We start from the raw sequence: 22,918 nt of genomic DNA on the forward strand, positions 1-22,918 counted from the left end.
CAATGATCCGCTCACTCATCTTCAGTGTCGCTACCGCAACAGCGTTCGCCCTACTGCCGTCGTCGGCGAGTGCGGCATCCTCCGCCGCCCTTGAGAAGGAACAGATGACCTGCCCGCTTGAGCGGGTGCAGAGCCTCAGCACGGCGATGGGCCGGCAGGCTGGCAGGGTCCGTGGCATCGGCCGACGTCTGCGCAGGGGCGAAAGCGACGATCAACTGATCGATCAGCCGCCGGCGCCCATGCAGTCATACGTCAACGTTGAGAGGATCAGAGCGGACCGGGCCAAACAGTCTCTCGATCGGATCATGGACAAACTCATGGCCGCAGCAGGGGACCGTGCACCGGCGACAAGGCCTGCCATCACGCTGTCAGCAGACCCCGTCTATCGCGGTGACGTCTTCTTTGACGAGAAGATGGTGATCTCTCACGAGCTCTTTCGTATGGCCGACGGCGATGACGAAATCGCTTTCATCCTCGCCCATGAGCTAGCGCATATCATCAACGGCGACACGCGGAATGCAGCGTCGATGAACCGTTCCCTTGAACGTGTTCAGGCGATGCAACGAGGCATCGAATTCGCTGCGGACCTCGCCAGCCTCAAAGCTGAGCCTGCTCAACAACAGGGCCTGACGCCGATCGAAGAGACCGAAATTGAGGAGCATAATCGAAAGATCCGTGAGCTGACGGACAGGTTTGTACTGCTCTCCCAGAAAGTCGTCACACCGATCTGGAAGGCAGAACAGGAAGATGCTGCTGACCTCCTCGCAGCTGAGCTGATGCTGAAAGCGGGCTACTCCATCGTCGGCGCGGACCTCGCCATGGAACATATGCGCGAGAGCAAGCTCGAGGTATGCCAGGTCCTTGAAACCTTCAGGAAGAGCGTCGACGAGTACTCCTCCGTTGCCCAGTCCTTCGACTGGAACACGGTGCTTGAAGGCGGGGACTACATCTCGATCGGCGCATCCTTCGCCCAAATCAATAAGCGCGCCGAGAAGAAGTTTCGCGACGCACTCATTGCCGCTGCGCTTCCATCTACCCATCGTCCGTATGATGAACGTGTGGAGCGGATCAGGGGATGGCTCAATGACGAGGCGAACGAAGACTACCTCTTCATGTCCGAAGACAATGCCCGGGTGATACGGGAGCTCAACGGCTACCGCGGAACACCCGCGTTCAATCGAACGCAAGGCTCGATTGATGCCGCTATCGAGGTCAACGCATTCCTCGACAAGGGCGACCTCGTATCCGCAGATCAGAAGATGCGCCTCGTGGACACGTCTTCCTCACACGGACGAATCCTGAAGCGACGCTTACGCAACGAGCAGGGAAAGCCTGCCGATGCCGCAGAGAACCTTCGCCTGGCCCTTGTCAGCGCGTCCGTGGAACCTGCGCTGATCGTCTACACAATGCGCGCGGAGGACTTGCTGACATCAGGAGAGGTAGGATCCATCGACGCGCTGGCTGGGCTTGCAGCTCGTCAGTTCAATGATGATGCCTACTTCCTTCCGGACCGGATCAACGCCGCAGCCAAACTTGGCGCCACGGAGACAGTCACGACACTCCTAGAGGAATGCCAATCGCATCAGCGTGCGCAACTGATCAAGACATGTTTCGCCGCAACGGTCGCAGAACGTCAGGACTACCGGAAAGCAACGGAAGAGCTTTACAAGCTAGCGGGTTGTGACGGTAACTCATGCAGTACGAAGCGCGTGGGCAACTGGCTCAACAAAAAGACAAAGCAACTCGGCTCAGGTCTTGTCGACGCAATCAAGCAGTAGGCGGAGCGTCTAGAACTCCTCATCGGTGAACGCGAAGGGCGTGCCCGGTCTTCTGAACGTGTCATCCGCCACCGGACGACCGATAGGCGGCTCAGCCCTCGCGATGCAGCCCGTGCGGTGGCAGAGCCTGCAGGAGACGCCGATGGGCGTGGGCTCGCTGGCGGAGAGGCTGGGATCATCCGCATAGAGAAGCTTTCCTGCGTGCTCCTCGGCGCAGGCAAGCGCGATCGCCCGCTCGACCCTGGGCGCCTCGAACGCACCCCCGCCCGCAGTCACGGTCCGTGAGATCGAGAAGAACCGCTCGCCGCCCGGCAGCTCCACCCACTCGGGGATGATCTTGCGCGGCGCCTTGAATGCATGGTGTACGGACCAGATCGGGCAGGATCCGCCATGCCGCGCGAAAGGAAACCCAGCACCGTCGAGCCGTTTGGAGATGTTCCCCGCCGCGTCCACCCTGATGAAGAAGAACGGCACACCCTCCTGCCCCGGCTTCTGGAGGGTCGTGAGCCTATGCGCTGTCTGCTCGAAGCTCGCACCGAAGCGTCGCCCGAGCGCCTCAAGGTCATAGCGAAGCTCGCCAGCCGCCGTCCTAAAGGACGCATACGGCATGATGATCGCACCGGCCGCATAGTTGGCCAACGCACGCTTCGCGAGCCTCCGCCCGTTCTCGCTCTGGAAGCTTCCCTCCTCGAGAGCAGCATCGATCGCTCCGCCCACGGCAAGATAGGCAAGCTGCAGCGCGACCTGAAAGCGCCGGGCTGCGCTGTCGAGGGTCTCATCCATCACGAGCTCGCGCCGGTGATAGTCGAGCCGCCGCACCGCGCCGGAGATCACCTTCCGCGGCAGGCTCCTGATGGTGAAGCCGTGCTTCTCCTCAAAGTACCGGGCAACGCCTCCTGCCTTGCCCACATCCTCAGCAATCCGCTCGGCCTGGCTATCGATGACGGGGAAGAAGTTCTTCCGGGCAAGGAGGAAACGCCGCGCCTCGGCCACAGGATCAGGGCCAAGAGGGCTCTGCCGTGCACGATCCGCAAGGGCCCCTTCGTTCTCGCGATAGGCCGTATGGAGACGAAGAATAGCGTCCGCCACACCGGGATAACCCGACGCAATGTCCGCAAGATCGCCGGGGGCGATGTCGATATCGTTGAAAATCGGATCGCGAAAGACGTCACCCAACCGGTCCGACTGATCCGAGGCATTGTCCCCGGCGAACCGCGCGACATCGAGCGCATAGGTCGTCGCGAGCCGGACCAGCATCTCCGCCGTCACCGGCCGCTGGTTCCGCTCCATCAGCGCGATGTAGCTGGCCGAGACCTCGAGATCCTCGGCCATCTGGACCTGGGTCATGCCCAGCTCACGCCGCAGCCTGCGCAGCCGCGGTCCGATATAGGTGCCTCTCTGGCGGTCGGTTCGTTGGGGCATGTCAGAACTTTACAGCTTTACACTCAATTTCTGTAAAGCCGTACCATCTTACCGATCTATTATTCAATCTCGTTGATGGGCCCGTTACCTCGCTCTCGTAGATTTCTAGCCAGCCTTGGCACCCTGGGAGAACGGGATATGACCTACCAATCTGATATCAATGAAGTTTCGCAGCTGATCAAAAGCTATGACGGCAAGTGGGACGGCATCTCTGCCGAGAGCGTCGCCCGCATGCGCGCCCAGAACCGCTTCCACACGGGCCTCGATATCGCCCGCTACACCGCCAAGATCATGCGCGAGGACATGGCCGCCTACGACGCGGACCCCGGCAATTACACCCAGTCGCTTGGTTGCTGGCATGGCTTCATCGGCCAGCAAAAGATGATCTCGATCAAAAAGCATTTCGGCTCGACCAAGGGTCGCTACCTCTACCTCTCCGGCTGGATGGTCGCGGCGCTCCGTTCGGAGTTCGGCCCGCTTCCTGACCAGTCGATGCACGAGAAAACCTCCGTGCCCGCACTGATCGAAGAGCTCTACACCTTCCTCAAGCAGGCCGATGCCCGTGAGCTCGGCGGCATGTTCCGCGAGATCGACGCTGCCCGTGAGGCCGGTGACAAGGCCAAGGAGAAGGAACTCCTCGACGCGGTCGAGAACTACGAGACCCACGTCGTGCCGATCATCGCCGACATCGACGCAGGTTTCGGCAACGCAGAGGCCACCTACCTCCTCGCTAAGAAGATGATCGAAGCAGGCGCCTGCGCCCTCCAGATCGAGAACCAGGTCTCGGACGAGAAGCAGTGCGGCCACCAGGACGGCAAGGTCACTGTTCCGCATGAGGACTTCCTCGCCAAGGTCCGCGCCTGCCGCTACGCCTTCCTCGAAATGGGCGTCGATGACGGCATCGTCGTGACGCGTACGGACAGCCTTGGCGCTGGCCTGACCAAGCAGATTGCCTACTCCGCCAAAGAAGGCGACCTTGGTGATCAGTACAACGCCTTCCTCGACTGCGAAGAAGTCACCGCCGACCAGCTCGACCCGTCGGACGTCGTGATCAAGCGTGACGGCAAGCTGATGCGCCCCAAGCGCCTCCCCTCGAACCTCTTCCAGTTCAAGCCGGGCACGGGTGCTGACCGCTGCGTCCTCGACTGCATCACCTCGCTCCAGCACGGCGCGGACCTTCTCTGGATCGAGACCGAAAAGCCCCACGTCGAGCAGATCGCCTCGATGGTCGACCGCATCCGCGAAGTCATCCCGAACGCCAAGCTCGTCTACAACAACTCGCCGAGCTTCAACTGGACGCTGAACTTCCGTCAGCAGGTCTTCGATGCCTGGCAAGAGGCTGGCAAGGACGTCTCCTCCTACGACCGCGCCAAGCTGATGAGCGTCGAGTATGACGAGACCGACCTCGCCAAAGAGGCCGACGAGAAGATCCGCACCTTCCAGCGCGACGGCTCGAAGCGTGCAGGCATCTTCCACCACCTCATCACGCTGCCGACCTATCATACGGCTGCTCTGTCAACGGACAATCTTGCCAAGCGCTACTTCGGCGAAGAAGCCATGCTCGGCTACGTCAAGAACGTTCAGCGTGAAGAGATTCGCCAGCAGATCGCCTGCGTCAAGCACCAGAACATGGCCGGCTCCGACATGGGCGACGACCACAAGGAATACTTCGCCGGCGACGCAGCCCTCAAGGCCGGCGGCAAAGACAACACGATGAACCAGTTCTCGTGATCTAGGGAGAAGGGCAAAGCCCGGAAGAGAAGGCCCCGCTGGCAACAGCGGGGCCTTCTTCTATGGGGTGGGTGGACGTTTTTAATCCTTCGTTAGCCCACGAGGGAGGGGGCGCACGGCACTGGCTTCCAAACAGGGTTTTATAAGGTTCGTAAACGGAACTTAATGGCCCCATCGCTCTATTCCAGCGATGTCTCGATAAACGCCCCTCATGGTGTCCACAGCTGAAGAAGAGAAACAAGGTCAGCCAGCGTGTGCGGAACGATCCGCACACCAAGAACGGGCATTCGGAAGAACAGTGCATTACCGGCGTGTAGGGGTACAACACGTATCCGCCGTAGACCTCACGACCGCTGGCATGCGGCACCCATCGGATACCGATAACCGAACTGCACGACGATCCCGGACGAGCCCTCAATACCGCGCCAACACTGGAACAGAGCCCCCCAAAGCACCCTGTGGGTCGTGTGCAATCAGTCCAGGGCTGACAGACTGGCCGTCTGGGGCTAGAACAAGACGTGGTCCTTTAGGGGGCTAGCGGTAGGCAGACCTTACCGTTGAGGCAGCTTACCTCAGTCCCATGCAAGACACCTACTTCGCCTTCACTCGTCGAAATAGGAAGGAGGGGCAATGAGAACGCTCTGTGCTGGTTTTTCCGGTTCGTCTGAGTGATCAGGAAAGTAGAAGCTGATTCCCAATCCGGTATCTTCAACTGTATCATCGGTCGATGATGGCGATCCACCTAGCGAACGGATTGTATTCTCGGCTTCGACGTAGGAGAGACCACAGAGCGACCTTCCGCCTGAGGCTAAGCTTCCTGTTTCGTCGAACTCTAATGCCTCAACTATACCGTTCTCGTTATAGTTGACGAATAGGCCCAGCGTGTCGAACCGATCCAAGGGATGCTTCGATAGAAAGTTACGTTTAAAGGACCTTGGCGACGATTGGATCACACCACGAACCTCGGCAACGGTCATCCCGAAAGAGATCGGCAACGCTCCAACACCTGGTCTGAAATCGAACGAAGCCGTCATTGGTCTAAGGTATCCGTGTAGTCTCGCATCTCTTGAATCGCGTCGTCGTATTTATCTCCGAACTTGCTCTGAATATCATCAATATCCATCTGCTGTGCACCTTTGAAGTCGCCAGCCTCAATCATGTCGGATTGCTGATGGCGGTATGCTTTAGCGTCGCGCGAGTTGCCCCAGCTAGCAGTCTGGCGGTGGTCCCCTATTTCCATTTGGACTGCCGGGCCATCACCTTTTGAGAGCGGAGAAGCAGAGGCTGCGGGGCAGTGATGACACTGCCACCCTTTTTCCGGACCCAGTCAACTTCTTGTACGCGCCGCCAGCAAACTTCGCGCCCGCCTTCGCGTCTCGGGCACTGACCGGTGAGAAAACCTCAGTGGCGAGAGAAGCTACTGCTAGGGCCCGAGCCGAAACAGTCGTTCCACTGCGTATCGTTTTCAGGTCAGCTGCTGCCCCCGCGAAGGTAGCGCCAATGTCACCTCCCTTGATAGCAACCTTCAGAACTTTTGAAGCCAAGCCCCAGGCTCTTCCATCCGGGTCTAGTTTATTCACCGGATCGTTTGCGGCATAAGCATACCGGCCAAACATGTCCGTCCTAGCCGGAGAGAACTGCACCGGGTCCGTGGAGAGGAACCTTCCGATCACGGGGTCATAGTACCGCGCCTGCATAGAGGTGAGGCCCGTGGAGGTGTCCTTGACGTGCCCAGTGAAACCCGGCTGGTCCGTGAGCTTCGTCAGGTCACCGCTCTCGACCCACTCCTCACCGAAGGGCGAGGCGACTCTATAGCAAGGATGCGCGCCCATCGTCCCGGGACGCCACGCAACCGCTCTTCAGTGTGCCGATCAGCAGATGAATAGAAGGCATCAGCACAAGAAAACGGACCGCCAAACCTCGGCAGAGCGCACTCGTGAGTAACATGGCAAATGGTGCCTGGGGCGGATTCAAAATCGATGGCTAACTCGCTGATCTGCAATGCGTTAAGTGTCCAGGAGAAAATGCACACCCTCATTTGCACCCCCACCTTCCGCGAGTAGGAGGACACTTACCCGGCGCGACGCGCCCTCGGTGTAGCACAGTCTAGGACGACTCAGCCGCGGAGGACTCCGTCCATTAGCAGGAGACTAGCAATCAGCGTAAGGATCTTCGCCAGCAGATCGCCTGCGTCAAGCACCAGAACATGGCCGGCTCTGACACGGGCGACGACCACAAGGAGTACTTCGCCGGCGACGCAGCCCTCAAGGCTGGCGGCAAAGACAACACGATGAACCAGTTCTCGTGATCTAGGGAGAAGGGCAAAGCCCGGAAGAGAAGGCCCCGCTGGAAACAGCGGGGCCTTTTTCTATGGGGTGGGCGGATTACTTCGCTGTGCAGAGCGGGGACCAAGAATATCTCGCGATCAGGGTCCGCACGGAGGTCTAATCAGCTTTAAGCAACAGGCGAATAGCGTCGCATCGGCGCGTTCTTCCGACAGCTCCAAGCACCCCTCGCCAGATGACCCAGCAATTGGAAGGCACTCCTAAAAAAACGTACGTCAGGTGCGATAAGGATAAAGGGTCAGGTTGTCCTCTCTGCACATCCGAGGCCAGGCTTTGAACAGACTTACTTCATTTGATGGAAAACAGTTGAGCTATCCCAGGGTCGAAGCGGGAAAAGACTTGTCGCACTTCCCTGCTGACCATTAGAGGGGCAATGTCAACTGTTCCTTTCCTGAGGCCGAGGTCGCCTAAAGCAGTCGCTAGTCTTTGGTCTTTAGAGGAAACTCGCCTCAAAAACATAATCATCACAGCCGTATCCGCGGGTGAAAATAACGCCTCCCGCATCGCGGATACCGTGGACGGCAAAAGTCCGAAGATGCGAGAAAAGTCTTTGTTCTTAGAGTATGCAAAAATCCGCGATAAACGAATAATGATACCTGCCTTCGAGCTAAGTTTTATACCCACATTATCAGCTTCGTAATTCTCTGTTCGCTTTAACAGATCGCGGAAATCTCGATATTCAGCTATTTCTTCAGCAAAGGTTATAGCATCTAAATATTCGTCGCGTAATTCAGACATACAGTTCAAGATTCTTCCGTCTATCGGTTTCAGTCTGGGTCAGGACCAGGCGCACCTTCATCTAATTCTCCTAAAGCTTGGCCAAGAGCACCAGCAACAGTGTTATTTTTGGGGTCTCCTTGGGTGGACAGCTTGTCACTAGCCTCCTGTCGGTTTCGCTCTCCATCGATATCAGGTTGTTCAGTGCCCGTTCCAAGGGGACCGACTTTTCCGTTTTCATCCCTGACTCCGACAATGTTGCCGTCTTCGTCAATGACTACCGAGCCTTCGCCACCGATTCCGACGATATCTCCGTTCTCCCCTATGGAGACCTCGCCTTCACCAAGGGGAGGATAGTTGTCATTGGCGGCATCACGAATCGCAGAGATCGCATTCGAGATGCCTCTCGCCGCATCATCGCAAAAAGCCACACACGCCACCACCGCAGCACCAACGGCTGCGCATGCAGCCGCTTGCGGCCCAGCACATGCCGCCAGCGCAATCGGATTGCGCCCATCCGGATCGAACAAGTTCACCGGATCATTAGCGGCGTACGCATACCGGCTAAACATGTACGTCCTAGCCGGAGAGAACTGCACCGGGTCCGTGGAGAGGAACCTTCCGATCACGGGGTCATGGTACCGCGCCTGCATAGAGGTGAGGCCCGTGGAGGTGTCCTTGACGTGCCCCGTAAAGCCCGGCTGGTCCGTGAGCTTCGTCAGGTCACCGCTCTCGACCCACTCCTCACCGAAGGGCGAGGCGACTCTATAGCAAGGATGCGCGCCCATCGTCCCGGGACGCCACGCAACCGCTCTTCAGTGTGCCGATCAGCAGATGAATAGAAGGCATCAGCACAAGAAAACGGACCGCCAAACCTCGGCAGAGCGCATTCGTGAACAACATGGCAAATGGTGCCCTGGGGCGGATTCGAACCACCGACACGCGGATTTTCAATCCGCTGCTCTACCAACTGAGCTACCAGGGCAGGAAAGGAGCGTCTAACGCCTCGGATTTGTGCTGTCCAGCGAAGAATCGGTCGTTAACTCAACCATTCTCCCCAAAGCCGAAGGCGAGGCGCAGATTCTCCATCGCCTGGGTCGCTGCACCCTTGCGGAGGTTGTCGAGCGCCGAGGAAAAGGTGAGCTGTCGCCCGCCATGAGAAAGCGCAAAGCCGCCAATCAGGCAGCCATCCTGCCCCGCCGCATCCTTGAGATCGGGCAGGTCCGAACCCACCGACACAAGCGGCGCATCGCGATAGAACCCCTCGAACCGCTTCCGCATCGCCTCCCCCGTGGCAGGCGCAGAGAGCCGCGCCATAACCGTCACCATGAGGCCCCGGAAGAAGCCACCAACATGGGGCGCGAACACCACTTCGAGGCCCGTCGCCCCGGCGATCTCCCCCTCATGCCCATGCCCACCGAAGCCGTAGGGGATAATGTTCGCCTCCAGCCGTTCAGGATCATTACGCGGACCGGGGGTCGTCCCCGCACCCGAAAAGCCCGAAACACCGAAGACCTGCACGGGTCCTTCCGTCAGCCCACGGAGCGGCAGGAGCGCAAGGTTGGCTGCCGTGGCGTAGCAGCCGGGATTGGCAATCCTACGGGCATTGCGGATGGTCGTCTCATTGAGCTCAGGAGCGCCGTAAACCCACCCCTCTTGATGCCGATAGTCCGCACTAAGATCGACGATGCAGCATTCAGGGTTCCGCCGCCCGATGGCATCGACGTAGGGCTTAGCCAACCCATTCGGAAGCCCCAGGATCACCGCATCAGCCTCTCGCGCGGCGGCCTCTTCAGGACCGAGCTCCTCTGCCTCAAGCGCGCCAAACCGGGTGAGGCCAGCAAGCTGGGGCATGGCTGAAAGCCTCTTCCCTGCCATCGCACGCGAACTCGCAAACACGAGCTCGACGTCGCTGTCTTCATCAAGGGCAGCGATCAGCTCCCGCCCAACATAGCCTCTTGCGCCGATAAGACCGACACGGATCATAAGTCACCTACGAAATCACCAGGCCGTATGAAGAGCTCATCAGCAAGCTGATGGATCTCCCCCTCAAGCCCATCACCGGTCCAGAACACAAGCCAGGGGCCGCGCCGCACGAAACCATCCGCGACGCTACTATAGAAGCCGTTGAACAGGTTCCCCGAGCGTGAACGCCAGACAAGCCGAGGCGCTTCCGCCTGCAGCTTCTCCCAAAGCGACTTCGCCAGCCCTTCGCCTTGTGCAGATGACGCGACAGCGAACTTGTCGAGAACGGGCACGGAGGACCCTCGCGTGACGATAGCGCAGGCCCGCTTATGCTCCGACATGAGGGAGAAGAGCGGGTCGAGCGCTTCCCAATATTCCTCTTTAAGCTGACGACCAAAAGCGCTCTCGATGAGCTTGGTGAAAGCATCGCGCGAGGCATGAGAGTACCGGGCAATCGCCTCGCCACGGCGGATCAACGTCCCGGATCCCTTATGGGTGAACAGCTCCCGCACTAGACCCTGAGCACTGACGATCGATACGGAGGACGCAAGCGGCAGCCTCTCTAAGAGGTCGCGAACCTCCTCCATCTTATGCCGCATGCCGCCTTCCAGCCAGGGAGACGAGAACAGCTCCTCGCCCTCCTCTGCGAGGTTGATCGAGTTGATGATCGATCCGTCCTCACCCAAAACTCCACCCGTCCCTGTCACGAAGACGATCTTCTGGGGACGGAGGGCCTCGGCAGCCGCATTGGCGAGTCCGTCGGCGTTGAGGTTCAGGAGCCTTCCCCGATCATCCGCGTGGACACAGGGGAGGAGTGGGATCGAACCGGTGGACAGGATCTGCGTCAGGAGCTCCGCATCGATGGAGGTCACCTCCCCGACCGCGCCATAGCGCTCTGTGTCGATGGCCCGTGCCTTGACGGCCGCGCCCTGCACCGTGACCGACGCTGCACCGCGACGCCTCAGGGCGTCGGAAAGCGCTATCGCCATTCGGCTCGTCCGTGCGCCGACGATTGACATGGCTTCCTCAGGCGTCACGCGCAGGCCATCACGTCGCTCGTGGGGGATACCTGCAGCCTCGAGATCCTTGTCGAGCTGCGGCCCAGCGCCGAAGATCACCAGCGGCGGCAACTCGAGGAACTGCAACAACGCCAGCGCATCGGCGAGAGGATCAAGATCGCGCTCCATCACTGCGCCGCCAACCTTGATCACAGCGAAGCATCCCTCAGCCTGCCGACTGAATTGCTTGAGATAGGCGCGCACCTCGCGCCCCTCCTCAAGCCCAGCGAGAAGGAGGCTCGCCCGTTCCCTGAAGCTCATCTCACCCATGACTGATAATCCGTTCGTAGAGAGACGATACCGTCAGTAGCTGCTCATAGGTAACGAACTCATCGGGTGCGTGGGCTTGCTTGATGGACCCAGCGCCGAGAACGATCGCAGGAGTGCCCGCCTCAGAGAAGAGAGAGGCCTCGGTCCAGAAATCCACCGGCTCACCCGTTGCGAGGCCCCATTCCTCCGCAAGCTGCAGGGCATGTTCTTGAGCCTTCGCGGAATGGCCGTCCGCATCAGAAGGCAGAGCCGGCCCCACGAAGCGAGGAGCCAGATCGGCATCCGGCACGATCCCGGCGAGGCTCTCCAGCAGCTCAGAATGATCCGTGCCGGGAAGGCTCCTGAACCCAAAGAGAAGCACGGCCTCAGCAGCGATCATATTGGGCTTTTGCCCCCCTTCAATCCTACCGAAGTTGAGCCGGTTCTCCTCCGCCCAAGGCTGCTCAAGCGCAGTCGAGATAAGCCGTGCAGCATCATGGACGGCGCTCCTGCCGCCAGCGACCGAGGCATGACCGCTTTGTCCACGGAAGGACATGCGCGCGGAAACCAGCCCCCGGTTACTGAGCCTCGCAAGGCCGTCCGTCGGCTCCGCCACGATAGCGCAGCGATGCTCCCTCTCTCGCTCGAGATAGCTCCGGATGCAGCGGCTCTGACCTGCCTCTTCATCCGTTGTCAGAAGAAGATGCATCGGCGCATCCGTCCGCGCCGCCAGCGCGAAGAGAATGGCCGCCGCCCCTTTGGTATCGCAAGTGCCAAGCCCAAACGCCCGGTCATCACCGCGCGTCAGGGTGTGCGGATGATGGCTCCACCCCGGAGCGACCGGAACGGTATCCATGTGGACGTTGAAGACAAGATCCGTCTGTCCTCGGATGGCCTCGATGATGAGACAACCCTCACCGAGATCCTCGACGAAGATGTCAAAACCGGGAAGGCTTTGCCTGATCGAGGCCAGCAAGGGATGCTCCCCGTCAATCGCGCGGGGAGGGTTTTGGGTATCAGCAGCAATCAGCGGAGCGAGATAGCCGAGGATCGCTTCAAGTTCCTCAGCCATCGGACGACCCTGCCCTTGCATGTAGCACAGTCGCCTGCCCGAACAGCTCCGTGAACCCTTGAGCCGCACCCCCGGACCATGCCGCCTTCTGGGCATAGACCGCACCCTTCAGCTCAGGAATGTTGTCCGTCCGCACGGCCACAGCCTGCGCCGCACCTGCGCGAAGCTCGACGTCCACTTCACCCGTCGTGCGCGCCCGCGATGAGGCCAGGTAAGCCTCAAGGTCATCGCGCAATGCGTCTGCGGTGAAGCCGTCATAGATCAGGTCGCACCACGCCTCGCCAACCTTTCGGCGGAACCCGTTCTGCGCACGGGAGCTCACAGCCTCGCAAAGCGACGTATGCGCCTCTTCAAGGACCGCCAGGGCAGGCGCCTCGAAGACAATCCTGCCTTTAAGGCCGACAAGCGTATCGCCCGTGTAGATGTCATAGCCTATGCCATAACGCCCCGCCTTCTCATTCAGCAGGCGCATGATCTCCGGTCCGGACGTCGAGACGGCTTCACCGTCCGACAAGAGCGCCACCGGGACGCCCTTCTCGAACCGAACGGTCAGCTTCTCCTTCTCCCCCGGCGCAAGCTCATCGGCGCCCCCGGTGAAGACCCGGGCCTCTTCTGAAGGCACCTCCCACCGGTCAATCGCCCCGCCGGAAAGCGTCGCACCCAGAAGGTTCTCATTCACCGAGAACAGGCTAGCGCGCTCGGGCACATCAAACCCGCGGGAGCGCAGATACTCCTCCTCATAGGCGCGGACATTCTCCTTGTCCTGAATGTCCCGGATCGGCGCGAGGATGGGGCGTTCGGAGAAGGCACGCAGCTCGGTCTCAAACCGCACTTGGTCATTGCCCATCCCCGTGCAACCATGGGCAATAACATCAGCGCCGACGCGGTCTGCCAGCGCCACGCCGCGCTTGGCGATGATTGAACGGTCCGCACAAAGAACAGGATAGCGTCCCTGACGCCGCGCACCGCCTGCCAGAAACGGCACCACGATGACTGACCACAGCTCCTCCGAGGCATCCTCAGTGATATGATCGTCGGCACCTAGCTCCTCAGCGCGCGCGGCGATCTTCGCCTCGGCCTCAGGGTCCGCGGCACCCGAATGGACGTAGTAGGTGGTGACCCGATAGCCCTCATCACGGAGCTTCAGGACGCAATAGGACGTATCAAGACCACCTGAAAAGGCGAGAACACAATGCTTCATGATCCGATCAGTGCAGAGAGCACCGCCTTCTGGACATGGAGGCGGTTTTCCGCCTCATCGATGATGAGAGAGTTCGGCCCGTCGACAACCGCATCAGTCGCCTTGACATTCCGGCGCATGGGCAGGCAGTGGCTGAAGGTAGCGATATTGGTCAGCGCCATCTTGTCTTCATCCACGATAAATCGTCGCAAATCGTCCGACGTCAGACGTTCTTCCATCGGAAGGCCAATCTGGTCGAGCCGCCCCCAGCTTTTCGCATAGACAGCGTCCGCACCGCGATAGGCGTCCTCGATATCATGGCTCACGCGAACGCTCGCGCCCTCGGCGGCCGCAAGCCCGCGACCCGCTTCCATAAACTTCTCATCGAGCATATACTCAGCTGACGGACAGAGAAGCGTCACATTCATCCCCATCTTCGTCGCCGCCAGCAGCGCCGAATTGGCCACGGCCGTATTCAAAGGCTTGGGATGATAGGTCCAGGTCAGCGTCAGGTTCTTGCCTGCAAGATCGCCATGCCGCGCCTGAAGCGCCATCAACATGGCAAGCTCCTGACACGGATGAACGATCGTCTCCATATTAATGATCGGCACGGTCGCGTGCTTCACGAAGCCTGCGAGGATCGGATCCTCCCGCTCGCGGCTCCAGTCCTCGAACTTCGGAAAGGCGCGGATGGCGATGAGGTCCACATAGGTCGAGAGGACCCGCGCAGCTTCGGCCACATGCTCCTCCGCCTCGCCGTCCATGATTGCGCCGGGCTCGACCTCCAAGGGCCACGTCCCCGCCGCATCGAGCACCACGGACGTGCCGCCAAGATCGGCGATCCCTACCTGGAAGCTCGTCCGTGTCCTGAGCGACGGATTGAAAAACAGGAGCGCGCAACGCTTTCCTCGGAGACGGCCGGACTGCGGCGCAGCCTTCAGGGCGCGCGCATCCTCAAGAAGCGCTTCGATCTCCTGTTTGGTCCAGTCTTCGGTCGTCAGAAAGTGCCGCACGGCAAAGGGTCCTCCTTAATTTAGAGAAGGAACCTTTGCTCATTGCTGCGCATGCGAAAAGGGGGCGGTGCGAAGTTTCACCGCGCCGCCCCCTGAGAATATCTGACCTGACGGAGAGGCTTACTCGCCTGCCGCCTGGGCCTCCCAGAAGGCACCGATCTTCTTGGGAAGATCAGGGGTCGGAAGACCTTCGCGCTCCATCGCCCAGAAGACGAAATTGTCCGAAGCCGTCTCTTCGGGGTGGATGATGTAGCCCGTATTCCCGCCAAGCGTCTGAAGAAACTCAGGAACATCCTGCGGAGGGATCAGGCCCTCCGGCCCCTCAACCACCGTCGAACAGGTGCCGTTCTCCACCGAAACCGGCAGCAGCCCAAGGCCGAAATAGTTGCCGAGCACCCCTTCGCCATCATAGTCGCGGGTGGCATAAAGATAGGGCAGCACCCCATCCGCGCCGACGATATCCACCGGCACATAATGGTCATAGACCGGCGCATCGGGGTTCGAGAGCCGCACAGCACGCAGGCCCTCAGGCTCCTCCACCTCGCAAGGCCGGTAACCGATGAGGCCATAATAGGCGTCGTGGACATCCGTGTTCGCGCGGCTCAGCACATGGTGCAGCTCATGCAGGTAGAGGGACTGAAGCCCATCACCAGACGGGATCGTTCCGCCAGCGAAAATGATGGCGTTGGCCCGGGTATGGGGCAAACCGCCCTCCACGACCGAGCCCGTCTTCACCAAAAGCACCGGGTCAGGCAGCAGCCCGTCGAGCAGGTCCAGCACATCCTGATGCGCCGCCACCGCCTCGCGCAGGGCGTCCTTCTCCTCGTCCGTCCACTCCTGGACGTCCTCTTCGTAGAGCGGCGCGTAGCCTTGGAAGGTCGTCACGCTCGCATCCTGCGCCCGGATCCCCGCCTCACGCGCCTGCACCTCGGCGGTGTACTCATCCTCCGCCGTCAGAACCGCAGCGCCCTCAGCCGGGCTCGCGAAGACAACCCGCAAGCCATCGTCCGACGTGCCCGCGAGCATCGCGTTCAACTCATCGCCCCTGAGCTCGCTGACTTTGTAGCGAACTTCCGAAAGCTGAACTTGCTCCTGAGGCTCCTCCGCCTCCGGAAGGAGCTGGTCACAAGCCACAAGCAGCAGCGGCGAAAGAAGAGCGAGGCGTTTCATCGAGTGTCCCTTCGGGGCGATACCGAAGAACCCTACCCGACCCGGCGCAGAGGTCCAGCACCCTCCCTCTGGACGCCCCCGCCCCATGCGCCCTAACCATCTGGCATCAGTGGGGATCACCATGACCGACGACACCAGGAACCCGCTTTGGGGCGGGCGTTTTGCGGGCGGGCCTGCCGAGGCGTTCCAGCGCTTTGGCCATTCGCTCGATGCCGACATCAAGCTCTGGCGCGAGGATATTCAGGGCTCCAAGGCGCACGCTCGAATGCTTGCTGCGCAGGGGATCATTTCGGAAGCGGAACGCGACGCCCTCCTCTCCGGTCTCGATCAGGTTGCCTCCGAAATCGAGGCAGGCACCTTCGGGTGGTCCGAAGCCCTCGAAGACGTCCACATGAATGTCGAGGCGCGCCTGCGCGAGATCGCGCCTAAGGCTGCGGGCAAGCTCCACACCGGGCGGTCGCGCAATGACCAGGTGGCGACAGACCTGAGGCTCTGGGTCCGCGCGTCCCTCGACCGCTGCGCCGAAGCTGTCAGGGAGTGTCAGCGCGCCTTCCTTCATCAGGCGGAGAGCGGCCACGACGCCCTGATGCCCGGCTTCACCCACCTCCAGATCGCCCAGCCAGTGACCTATGCCCACCACTGCCTCGCCTATGTCGAGATGCTGGAGCGCGACCGGAAGCGCCTCCTCTCGGCGCGCGAACACCTCAACGAGAGCCCCCTCGGCGCAGCGGCCCTTGGCGGCACGCCCCACCCCATCGACCGGGACATGACGGCGAAGGAGCTCGGCTTCGATCGTCCGATGGCGAACAGTCTCGATGCGGCGTCCGCCCGGGACTTCTGCCTCGAGGCCGTCGGCGCGGCCTCCATCTGCGGCGTCACCCTTTCGCGGTATGCGGAGGAAGTCGTGCTCTTCTCTTCCGCGCCCTTCTCCTATTGGCAGTGTTCGGAGAGTTTCTCCACCGGCTCCTCGATCATGCCGCAAAAGAGGAACCCCGACGCCGCCGAGCTGATCCGCGCCAAGGTCGGACGGCTCACCGGCGCCTTCAACGCCCTGACGCTCCAGACCAAGGGCCTCGCCCTCGCCTACGCCAAGGACATGCAGGAGACTAAACCCGTCACGATGGAGGCGCTGGACCAGCTCGAAGCCACCCTCCTCATCACCGCCGGAATGGTCCGTGAGATGACAATCAACAGGGCCCGCATGGCCGAGGATGCGAACGCAGGCTACGCCACCGCCACCGACCTCGCCGACAGCCTCGCCAAGGACGGCATCCCCTTCAGGGACGCCCACCACATTGTCGGCGCCCTCGTGGCCTTGTGCGAGGAAAAAGGCTGTACCCTGTCAGAAGCCCCGGAAGCGGAGGCGCAAGCCATCTCCCCCCTCCTCACCAGGGACCGCCTCGCTGGCCTCACCCCTGAGGCTTCGGTCCAAGGCAAGCTCTCCTACGGAGGCCCAGCCTTTACCCGTCAGCAGGCGGATCGTTGGACAAAGGCGCTAGGCTGACCCATGCGCCGAGGCCCGGAGATCACCGAAGAGCAGGACGAAATCCTCGACTGGCTCGACGACGGCTTCAGCCGGACGGAGAATGTGACTCTCACCTTCCGGCTGGCTGACTACAGCTTCGCTCAGGCCGTGACCGCCACCCATGACGGCTTCCTCGTAACGCCGCCATTCCCAGATGGGATGCCGGATTTCGGCTATTTCGTCAGTGTACATGAGCTGCGAGAAGAGCTGTGCCGCAGCACCGTCCGTGAGGTAGAGGATGGGCCGCAAGACAGCCACAGTGACGCGCAAAACCGGTTTGAGATCGCATATGCCGTGGGCGGTCAACTTATCCCATGGGCCATCGCAGCAGGTCTCGCTTTTCTCATCACGCGCTGGCTAGAGCGACAAGACTTCCCGCTCCCTGAGTGGATTGCAGAGGACCTGTTCGTCTGGGTTATGCTGCCGATGCTCCTAGCCCTCTTTGGCCTTGCGCAGCTCATTGCTAAGCCAATCAGAGAAGCCCTCACGAATAAAAAGATCGCGCGTGATGACCTTGAGTTCCGCACAAAGAGCATACTCTCCCAAGGACGAACCCGCTCCTTCACCGCGAGGCAGTACGATACCATCGCGGACGCCGTTTTCGATCGTAATTTTCGCGTCAGTCACGCTCTGGAGCGCTTAGACTCGCCCCGGAAGCCGACCAGCTCAGGTGGTTTGCTTCCCTCGAGGAAAAAGGGATATCCGCGGGTCTTCGGTCCGTTCTCTCATACACTCCGCGCCGTCATGGCACCGAACGCGCCGTCCCTGCTGGCACCGCGAGAGAAGTTTGAGGGTGGCGGCCTGATGGCGCAGCTGCTCTGGTTAGGGGCCCTCGCTGCTTTGTTGCTACTCTTTCCAATGGAGACCGCGGACGAGGAAGAGTCTCTCGGAGAAAACCTCCGTTACATCGCTCTCGTCGTCGGATCCTGCATTCCGCCCATGCTGATAGCCGGCCCTGGCCTTCTCGCGAGGCGTGCCATCCAGCGTCGCCGCAAAGCAAAAATCGCCGCCCGCCACGCCCGCCTCGTCGCGGCCGCCAACCTCGTCCTTAACGGCGAAAGCCCCGTCGGCCATCGCTTCGGACCGTCGCTGCGCTGGCTCGAGCGGATGCGCGCCTTCGTCTGAGGTCAGAGGATCGCGGCCATCGCTTTCAAAAGCTCGCCGCGGGGCACCGGCTTTTTGCAAACCGGTACGTCGGGATAATCGGCTTGCAGCTCGGCCCTCGTCCCGTGGCCGGTCTGGAACAGGAACGGGATTCCCCGGCGCTTGAGAATGTCCGCAGCCGGAAAGACGTCGAGCCCGGCAAGGTCGATATCCACGACCGCCCCGTCAATGCCCTCGCCGCCTGCATGCTCTACAGCCTCGTCGAGGGTCGCGATCGGCCCGATCACATTGGCGCCGGCATCGGCGAAAGAATCACAGATAGCGATAGCAACGAAGGCTTCGTCTTCGATCACGAGGATCGTCTTTCCCGCCAGCTTCTTCTCAGCGTCCTCAGTTGAGATCGCTGGGCCGGTTTCCTGCGGGTTTGAGTCCCTTGCCAAGGCTTGCGCTCCTTGTCCGTGTACCGCCCACTTTCTCATCGAGCGAGAAGGTCAGTACCGTTTCCATCCCCTGCGCGGACCAGGTCCGCGTCAGCTCCCCATCGAGCTGTCTTGCCGATTGCTGGATCAACGGCAGGCCGAGACCGGGAGGCGCGCTGGGCGCAGCATCACCGCTTCTCGTGAACCGCTCAGTCCAGACAATGTTGATATCATTCGTGCCCTGACCAAGATCGCCAGCCATCCAGCTGACCGACAAATGGCCATCGGGCTCTGACCATGCTCCGTACTTCACAGCGTTGGTCGCAAGTTCGTGGAAGATCATGCCGACAGGCGTCACGGCCCGGCGCGGAAGCTTCGCTTCGAGACCACGCAGGGTCAACTGATCCTTACGCTGCTCATAGGGTGCGAGCACCGCCTCCATCACTTGCCTGAAGGAAACGGCACGAATGTCTTCTTCCTCGATCGAGATCATGTGCGCGGCAGCCAGAGCCGCAATCCGCGCCTGGATCTTGTCCGTCACGACCGCAGGGTCGCTCTCGCCACGGCCGCTGACAGAGACCAGCCCCTGCACAATGGCAAAGAGGTTCTTCACCCGGTGATTGAGCTCACGGTTGAGGAGCCTCAGGCGCTCGTTCGCCTTGTGCTCTGCCGTGATGTCCCGGTTGATCTCAAGAATAAGGACGTCGTCTGAGGAAATCTGAATAGGCGACAGCCGGGCCGATGTATGGATCGTCGATCCGTCGGCGCGACGCCGCTCCACCTCACCTGACCATTGCTCGCCAGCATCGAGCGCTTCAGCCACTTCATCCCAGCCATTGGGGTAGCGCGCGCTCGTCAGCTTGTTGGGATCCGCCCCGGCCGCTGTCTGGCTTGAGACGCCAAAGAGGCTCACCGCACCGCGGTTCCAACGGCGGATGCCTCGCTTCAGAGACCAGGCAAAGACCGCATCGCCAGAGAGCTCGATAAGCTCCGAAAGCTGACGGTCAAGCTCATGGGCCCGTGTGTCGTGGACGATCGTATGGGCACCGAGCATCCTGACAGGCTTACCGCCCTCGCGGATCGCCATGCCCCGTGCGCGCACCGTCACGGTATTGTTCTGTGCACCCTTAAAGCGGATGATCTGGTCAAAGGCGTGGCCAGCGTTTTCGCAATGCCGGCGCATGTTCTCGAAGACCATCTCACGGTCGGCCTCGAGGATCAGGCTGCGCCAGTCCTGGGGCCGCTGGTCCGCTGGCACCTGCGCATAGCCGAGCGCGCGCCAGAACCCCGGCGACACCCACTCGCGCCCCGGCTTCTCCAGATCCATGAACCACAGCCCGTCAAACGCAGCCTTGTCGAGGAACGGCAGGGCACCCGGCTGCGAAAGCAGCTTGGCGAACTCCTCCTCGAGATAGTCCTGCGACAGCGCCATGAGCCTTGAGATCCCCCTCCCGGTCAGGGTGATCCTGTAGCGCAACTGGCGTGCCACACGCTTCACGATTTGGTGTATGAGGGGTTAACCGCCCTCTGCAGGCCGTTGTTTCACCACCCGTTCTTGACAGCCGATCCGACTTTCAGAACCAATTCATAGCCTTGCCGGTCTCGATTAACCATGGAACTTTCCCGTGAGGTTGCGGCCGCACTGCAATGCGACCATGGGTAGTCGCCGCGCGTGGCCCCCGGCGTAATGAAAGGTGGCGCTTCGTGAAGCTCCCCCTTCTGGACTTCACGGCCGCCCGGGCCTAGCGCCAAGCTCCTAGTTTCGGAGTGTTCCATGGGTATCGCCTTCATCGACCTTCAGGCGCAGCGCGCGCGAATTTCGGATAAAGTCGACGCCGCCATTGCGCGCGTTCTTGAGCATGGCCGCTTCATCATGGGGCCTGAAGTCACCGAGTTCGAAGAGAAGATGTCGGCCTTCTCCGGCGCCAGGCTCTCCTGCGGCTGCGGCAATGGCACCGATGCCCTGGCCCTGCCGCTGATGGCCTGGGGCCTCAGGCCCGGCGATGCCGTCTTCTGCCCCAGCTTCACCTTCACCGCGACGGCGGAAGTCGTCCCGTGGCTCGGCGCCAGCCCGGTCTTCGTCGACATCGAGCCTGACACCTACAACATGGACCCCGTCTCGCTTGAGGCCGCCATTGAAGACACGATCAAGAACGGCGAGCTGCGCCCCAAAGCCGTGATCGCTGTCGACCTTTTCGGTCAGCCTGCGAACTATCCCGCGATCAAGGCCCTCTGCGACAAGCATGGCCTGAAGCTCATCTCGGATAGCGCCCAAGGCTTCGGTTGCACCATCGACGGCAAGCACCCGATCGAGTGGGCCGATGTCGTCACCACCAGCTTCTTCCCTGCCAAACCGCTCGGCTGCTACGGCGATGGCGGCGCGATCCAGACCAATGACCAGGAGATGTGGGACCTCCTCGACAGTCTCCGCGTCCACGGCAAGGCCAGCCAGGCCGACATGGATGCCGCCAACTATTCAGGCCACGAAGCAAAGTACCTGAACCCACGGATCGGCATGAACTCCCGCCTCGACACGATGCAGGCCGCCATCCTCCTCGAAAAGCTCGCCATCTTCGCCGATGAGATCGCGCTGAGAGAGAAAGTCGCGAGGAGCTACAACAGCGCCCTCGAAGGCTCGGTCGCCCAAGTCCCGTTCGTGAAGGAAGGCTACCAATCAGTCTGGGCTCAATACACGATCGAAGTCGAGAACCGTGCCGAAGTGCAAAAGAAACTCGGCGCCCAAGGCATCCCGACGGCCGTCTACTATCCGATCCCCATGCACGAACAGGCCCCCTACCGCCGCTTCCCCACCGCCCCCGACGGCCTTCCGGTCACGGAAGAAAAGAAGCACACAGTCATGAGCCTCCCCATGCACCCCTACCTCGACGAGGAAACCCAAGGCGTGATCGTCGAAGGCGTGAAGGCTGCGGTTTAGAGCCGACCGACCGCTTCAAGCAGAGTCTTTGCGACGTCTGCTCCGGATGGAGGAGGCGCGAGACCCTCCGGAAATTCGCGCGTTCCGTTTGCCCATCCAATGAGCGCTTGCGCTGGATCAGCATCAAGGCCCTCGCGCGCGGTCCAACCACTTCCGCCGAGGGTCGCGATAGGCCTGCCGGCAGCCCGGTACTCGCTGAGCTTCCCCGGCGGCATGATTGCGCCGTCAGCAGCGACCAAGAGCAGCGCTGACGCCTGCTGTTGCTCTGCCCAACTCTCAACGAGGCTCACCGGAGGTTTGATCGTCAAGCCTTCAACTCGTGAGGCTCGTTCGCGCTCTTCGGACGTAAGGGCGCCCTGAAACAAAAAGTGCACATGGGGCGCAGAGGCCCGGACCTCTGCAACAAGGTCGAGCGCCGGGCCTATGTCCCGCTCGGCGTGGGACGTTGTGAAGCCGCCGGTATGAAGCACGCGGAACACCCGCCCCGAAGGAACCGGCGTCGCTTTCAGTAAAGCGGGGCCTGGCTGGGGCAGATGCAGCGTGGGAACCGTCGGCGCGTAGACCCGCATCTCACGCTGCATGGACCTCTCTGCGGCGGTAATGAGAGAGGCGCGCTGCAGAAGGCGACGCGCAAGAAAACCCTCGACATGACGACGCAAGGAGAAGGTGCGCTCTTCCATCAGCGGCGCAAGCAACCAATGATCACGCACATCCGCAACCCAGGGCACGTCAAGGGCGCCCGCGAGCCACGCTCCACCAAGATGAATGCTTTCGGGAGGGCTCGTCGTCAGGACAACATCTGGGCGATAGCTGCGTGCGTGCTCTTTAATTCTGCGTGCGTTCCTGACAACCCAAGGAAGCTCCGGGTCCGGAACAAGAAGCGCAAGACGCATCCTAGCGCGCAGCGACGGGGCTGCATGTCCTGTTTCCGACGCGGCGGTAGGTTTCAGGACGGGATGCCCCAATGCCAGACCTGGCTCCCCTTCCGGCAAAGCAGGCGCAACAATCCGCACATCCGCGCCGGCCGCGCGCAGGCCCTGTGCCAACAGGAAAGGGCGCCTCGCTCCTCCCGAAAGCAGCGGAGGATAATGCCGCGTAAAGATCAAAATGCGCATGTTTGCCATCGCTAGACCAAGCCGGTCTTACGTGAGATGAGTGACGATGGCCACTGAGCAAGACCGGACAGAACCTGAGGCCGCGAGCACATATGCTCTGCGCTCCGCCCTGCGGGATGC

20 protein-coding genes and 1 tRNA gene are annotated in these 22,918 nt (G+C 61.1%); 5 read left to right on the forward strand and 16 right to left on the reverse strand.

Going from position 1 to position 22,918, the window contains the following annotated elements; all coding sequences use genetic code 11:
- Nucleotides 1-2: 2 nt before the first annotated feature.
- The gene (locus HK107_RS00355; protein WP_173195686.1) at nt 3-1,778 is read left to right on the forward strand and encodes a M48 family metalloprotease; all 1,776 of its coding nucleotides are present in this window, start codon (nt 3-5) and stop codon (nt 1,776-1,778) included.
- Nucleotides 1,779-1,787: 9 nt separating this feature from the next.
- Here HK107_RS00355 and HK107_RS00360 read toward each other — a convergent pair whose 3' ends face one another.
- The gene (locus HK107_RS00360; RefSeq protein WP_173195688.1) at nt 1,788-3,200 is read right to left on the reverse strand and encodes a helix-turn-helix domain-containing protein; all 1,413 of its coding nucleotides are present in this window, start codon (nt 3,198-3,200) and stop codon (nt 1,788-1,790) included.
- A 138-nt stretch (nt 3,201-3,338) separates the two neighbouring features.
- Between HK107_RS00360 and HK107_RS00365 the strand changes: the two genes are divergently transcribed.
- Nucleotides 3,339-4,931, forward strand: a complete 1,593-nt coding sequence (locus HK107_RS00365) for an isocitrate lyase (RefSeq protein ID WP_173195690.1) — start codon at nt 3,339-3,341, stop codon at nt 4,929-4,931.
- 602 nt (nt 4,932-5,533) lie between these two features.
- Here HK107_RS00365 and HK107_RS00370 read toward each other — a convergent pair.
- The 12 genes from HK107_RS00370 to HK107_RS00420 all read right to left on the reverse strand — a co-directional run bounded on the left by HK107_RS00370 (nt 5,534) and on the right by HK107_RS00420 (nt 15,700).
- Entirely contained in the window at nt 5,534-5,965 is a 432-nt protein-coding gene (locus HK107_RS00370) for a hypothetical protein (protein ID WP_173195692.1), read from the reverse strand.
- Nucleotides 5,962-6,090, reverse strand: coding sequence for a hypothetical protein (locus HK107_RS15780; protein ID WP_269815554.1), 129 nt, complete (start codon nt 6,088-6,090; stop codon nt 5,962-5,964). The genes HK107_RS00370 and HK107_RS15780 overlap by 4 nt, the downstream gene beginning before the upstream one ends.
- Before the next feature lie 97 nt (nt 6,091-6,187).
- Nucleotides 6,188-6,763 (reverse strand): RHS repeat-associated core domain-containing protein, encoded by a 576-nt coding sequence (locus HK107_RS00375; RefSeq protein ID WP_173195695.1) that lies wholly within the window; start codon nt 6,761-6,763, stop codon nt 6,188-6,190.
- Between the two features lie 801 nt (nt 6,764-7,564).
- Nucleotides 7,565-8,014: a hypothetical protein gene (locus HK107_RS00380; RefSeq protein WP_173195697.1), complete on the reverse strand. Its 450-nt coding sequence runs from the start codon at nt 8,012-8,014 to the stop codon at nt 7,565-7,567.
- 29 nt (nt 8,015-8,043) lie between these two features.
- The gene (locus HK107_RS00385) at nt 8,044-8,781 is read right to left on the reverse strand and encodes an RHS repeat-associated core domain-containing protein (protein ID WP_173195699.1); all 738 of its coding nucleotides are present in this window, start codon (nt 8,779-8,781) and stop codon (nt 8,044-8,046) included.
- A 121-nt stretch (nt 8,782-8,902) separates the two neighbouring features.
- Nucleotides 8,903-8,978 (reverse strand) — tRNA-Phe (locus HK107_RS00390).
- Between the two features lie 59 nt (nt 8,979-9,037).
- On the reverse strand, nt 9,038-9,979 hold the full coding sequence (gene argC / locus HK107_RS00395) for an N-acetyl-gamma-glutamyl-phosphate reductase (protein ID WP_173195701.1): 942 nt from the start codon (nt 9,977-9,979) through the stop codon (nt 9,038-9,040).
- Nucleotides 9,976-11,286, reverse strand: coding sequence for an acetylglutamate kinase (locus HK107_RS00400; protein WP_173195703.1), 1,311 nt, complete (start codon nt 11,284-11,286; stop codon nt 9,976-9,978). The genes argC and HK107_RS00400 overlap by 4 nt, the downstream gene beginning before the upstream one ends.
- On the reverse strand, nt 11,279-12,337 hold the full coding sequence (locus HK107_RS00405; protein ID WP_173195705.1) for an acetylornithine deacetylase: 1,059 nt from the start codon (nt 12,335-12,337) through the stop codon (nt 11,279-11,281). The genes HK107_RS00400 and HK107_RS00405 overlap by 8 nt, the downstream gene beginning before the upstream one ends.
- Entirely contained in the window at nt 12,330-13,538 is a 1,209-nt protein-coding gene (locus HK107_RS00410; protein ID WP_198912248.1) for an argininosuccinate synthase domain-containing protein, read from the reverse strand. The genes HK107_RS00405 and HK107_RS00410 overlap by 8 nt, the downstream gene beginning before the upstream one ends.
- Nucleotides 13,535-14,530 (reverse strand): N-acetylornithine carbamoyltransferase, encoded by a 996-nt coding sequence (locus HK107_RS00415; RefSeq protein WP_173195707.1) that lies wholly within the window; start codon nt 14,528-14,530, stop codon nt 13,535-13,537. The genes HK107_RS00410 and HK107_RS00415 overlap by 4 nt, the downstream gene beginning before the upstream one ends.
- A gap of 120 nt (nt 14,531-14,650) precedes the next feature.
- The gene (locus HK107_RS00420; protein ID WP_173195709.1) at nt 14,651-15,700 is read right to left on the reverse strand and encodes a hypothetical protein; all 1,050 of its coding nucleotides are present in this window, start codon (nt 15,698-15,700) and stop codon (nt 14,651-14,653) included.
- 121 nt (nt 15,701-15,821) lie between these two features.
- Between HK107_RS00420 and argH the strand changes: the two genes are divergently transcribed.
- On the forward strand, nt 15,822-17,204 hold the full coding sequence (gene argH / locus HK107_RS00425) for an argininosuccinate lyase (protein WP_173195712.1): 1,383 nt from the start codon (nt 15,822-15,824) through the stop codon (nt 17,202-17,204).
- 3 nt (nt 17,205-17,207) lie between these two features.
- Nucleotides 17,208-18,350 (forward strand): hypothetical protein, encoded by a 1,143-nt coding sequence (locus tag HK107_RS00430; protein WP_173195714.1) that lies wholly within the window; start codon nt 17,208-17,210, stop codon nt 18,348-18,350.
- 2 nt (nt 18,351-18,352) lie between these two features.
- Here HK107_RS00430 and HK107_RS00435 read toward each other — a convergent pair whose 3' ends face one another.
- Nucleotides 18,353-18,769: a response regulator gene (locus HK107_RS00435; protein ID WP_173195716.1), complete on the reverse strand. Its 417-nt coding sequence runs from the start codon at nt 18,767-18,769 to the stop codon at nt 18,353-18,355.
- Nucleotides 18,720-20,237: a sensor histidine kinase gene (locus HK107_RS00440; protein ID WP_173195718.1), complete on the reverse strand. Its 1,518-nt coding sequence runs from the start codon at nt 20,235-20,237 to the stop codon at nt 18,720-18,722. Before HK107_RS00440 ends, HK107_RS00435 begins: the two co-directional genes overlap by 50 nt.
- 285 nt (nt 20,238-20,522) lie before the next feature.
- Between HK107_RS00440 and HK107_RS00445 the strand changes: the two genes are divergently transcribed.
- Nucleotides 20,523-21,683, forward strand: a complete 1,161-nt coding sequence (locus HK107_RS00445; RefSeq protein WP_173195720.1) for a DegT/DnrJ/EryC1/StrS family aminotransferase — start codon at nt 20,523-20,525, stop codon at nt 21,681-21,683.
- Here HK107_RS00445 and HK107_RS00450 read toward each other — a convergent pair.
- Nucleotides 21,680-22,807, reverse strand: coding sequence for a glycosyltransferase (locus HK107_RS00450; RefSeq protein WP_173195722.1), 1,128 nt, complete (start codon nt 22,805-22,807; stop codon nt 21,680-21,682). The genes HK107_RS00445 and HK107_RS00450 overlap by 4 nt on opposite strands.
- Nucleotides 22,808-22,918: the final 111 nt, after the last annotated feature.

Source organism: Parvularcula mediterranea, assembly GCF_013085255.1.
GTDB lineage: Bacteria > Pseudomonadota > Alphaproteobacteria > Caulobacterales > Parvularculaceae > Parvularcula > Parvularcula mediterranea.

Excerpts from the sequence above, each read along its gene's own strand:
- HK107_RS00355 (WP_173195686.1), top strand. The coding sequence starts at position 3 with ATGATCCGCTCACTCATCTTCAGTGTCGCTACCGCAACAGCGTTCGCC.
- HK107_RS00360 (WP_173195688.1), bottom strand. The coding sequence starts at position 3,200 with ATGCCCCAACGAACCGACCGCCAGAGAGGCACCTATATCGGACCGCGG.
- HK107_RS00365 (WP_173195690.1), top strand. The coding sequence starts at position 3,339 with ATGACCTACCAATCTGATATCAATGAAGTTTCGCAGCTGATCAAAAGC.
- HK107_RS00370 (WP_173195692.1), bottom strand. The coding sequence starts at position 5,965 with ATGACGGCTTCGTTCGATTTCAGACCAGGTGTTGGAGCGTTGCCGATC.
- HK107_RS15780 (WP_269815554.1), bottom strand. The coding sequence starts at position 6,090 with ATGATTGAGGCTGGCGACTTCAAAGGTGCACAGCAGATGGATATTGAT.
- HK107_RS00375 (WP_173195695.1), bottom strand. The coding sequence starts at position 6,763 with ATGGGCGCGCATCCTTGCTATAGAGTCGCCTCGCCCTTCGGTGAGGAG.
- HK107_RS00380 (WP_173195697.1), bottom strand. The coding sequence starts at position 8,014 with ATGTCTGAATTACGCGACGAATATTTAGATGCTATAACCTTTGCTGAA.
- HK107_RS00385 (WP_173195699.1), bottom strand. The coding sequence starts at position 8,781 with ATGGGCGCGCATCCTTGCTATAGAGTCGCCTCGCCCTTCGGTGAGGAG.
- argC (WP_173195701.1), bottom strand. The coding sequence starts at position 9,979 with ATGATCCGTGTCGGTCTTATCGGCGCAAGAGGCTATGTTGGGCGGGAG.
- HK107_RS00400 (WP_173195703.1), bottom strand. The coding sequence starts at position 11,286 with ATGGGTGAGATGAGCTTCAGGGAACGGGCGAGCCTCCTTCTCGCTGGG.
- HK107_RS00405 (WP_173195705.1), bottom strand. The coding sequence starts at position 12,337 with ATGGCTGAGGAACTTGAAGCGATCCTCGGCTATCTCGCTCCGCTGATT.
- HK107_RS00410 (WP_198912248.1), bottom strand. The coding sequence starts at position 13,538 with ATGAAGCATTGTGTTCTCGCCTTTTCAGGTGGTCTTGATACGTCCTAT.
- HK107_RS00420 (WP_173195709.1), bottom strand. The coding sequence starts at position 15,700 with ATGAAACGCCTCGCTCTTCTTTCGCCGCTGCTGCTTGTGGCTTGTGAC.
- argH (WP_173195712.1), top strand. The coding sequence starts at position 15,822 with ATGACCGACGACACCAGGAACCCGCTTTGGGGCGGGCGTTTTGCGGGC.
- HK107_RS00430 (WP_173195714.1), top strand. The coding sequence starts at position 17,208 with ATGCGCCGAGGCCCGGAGATCACCGAAGAGCAGGACGAAATCCTCGAC.
- HK107_RS00445 (WP_173195720.1), top strand. The coding sequence starts at position 20,523 with ATGGGTATCGCCTTCATCGACCTTCAGGCGCAGCGCGCGCGAATTTCG.
- HK107_RS00450 (WP_173195722.1), bottom strand. The coding sequence starts at position 22,807 with ATGGCAAACATGCGCATTTTGATCTTTACGCGGCATTATCCTCCGCTG.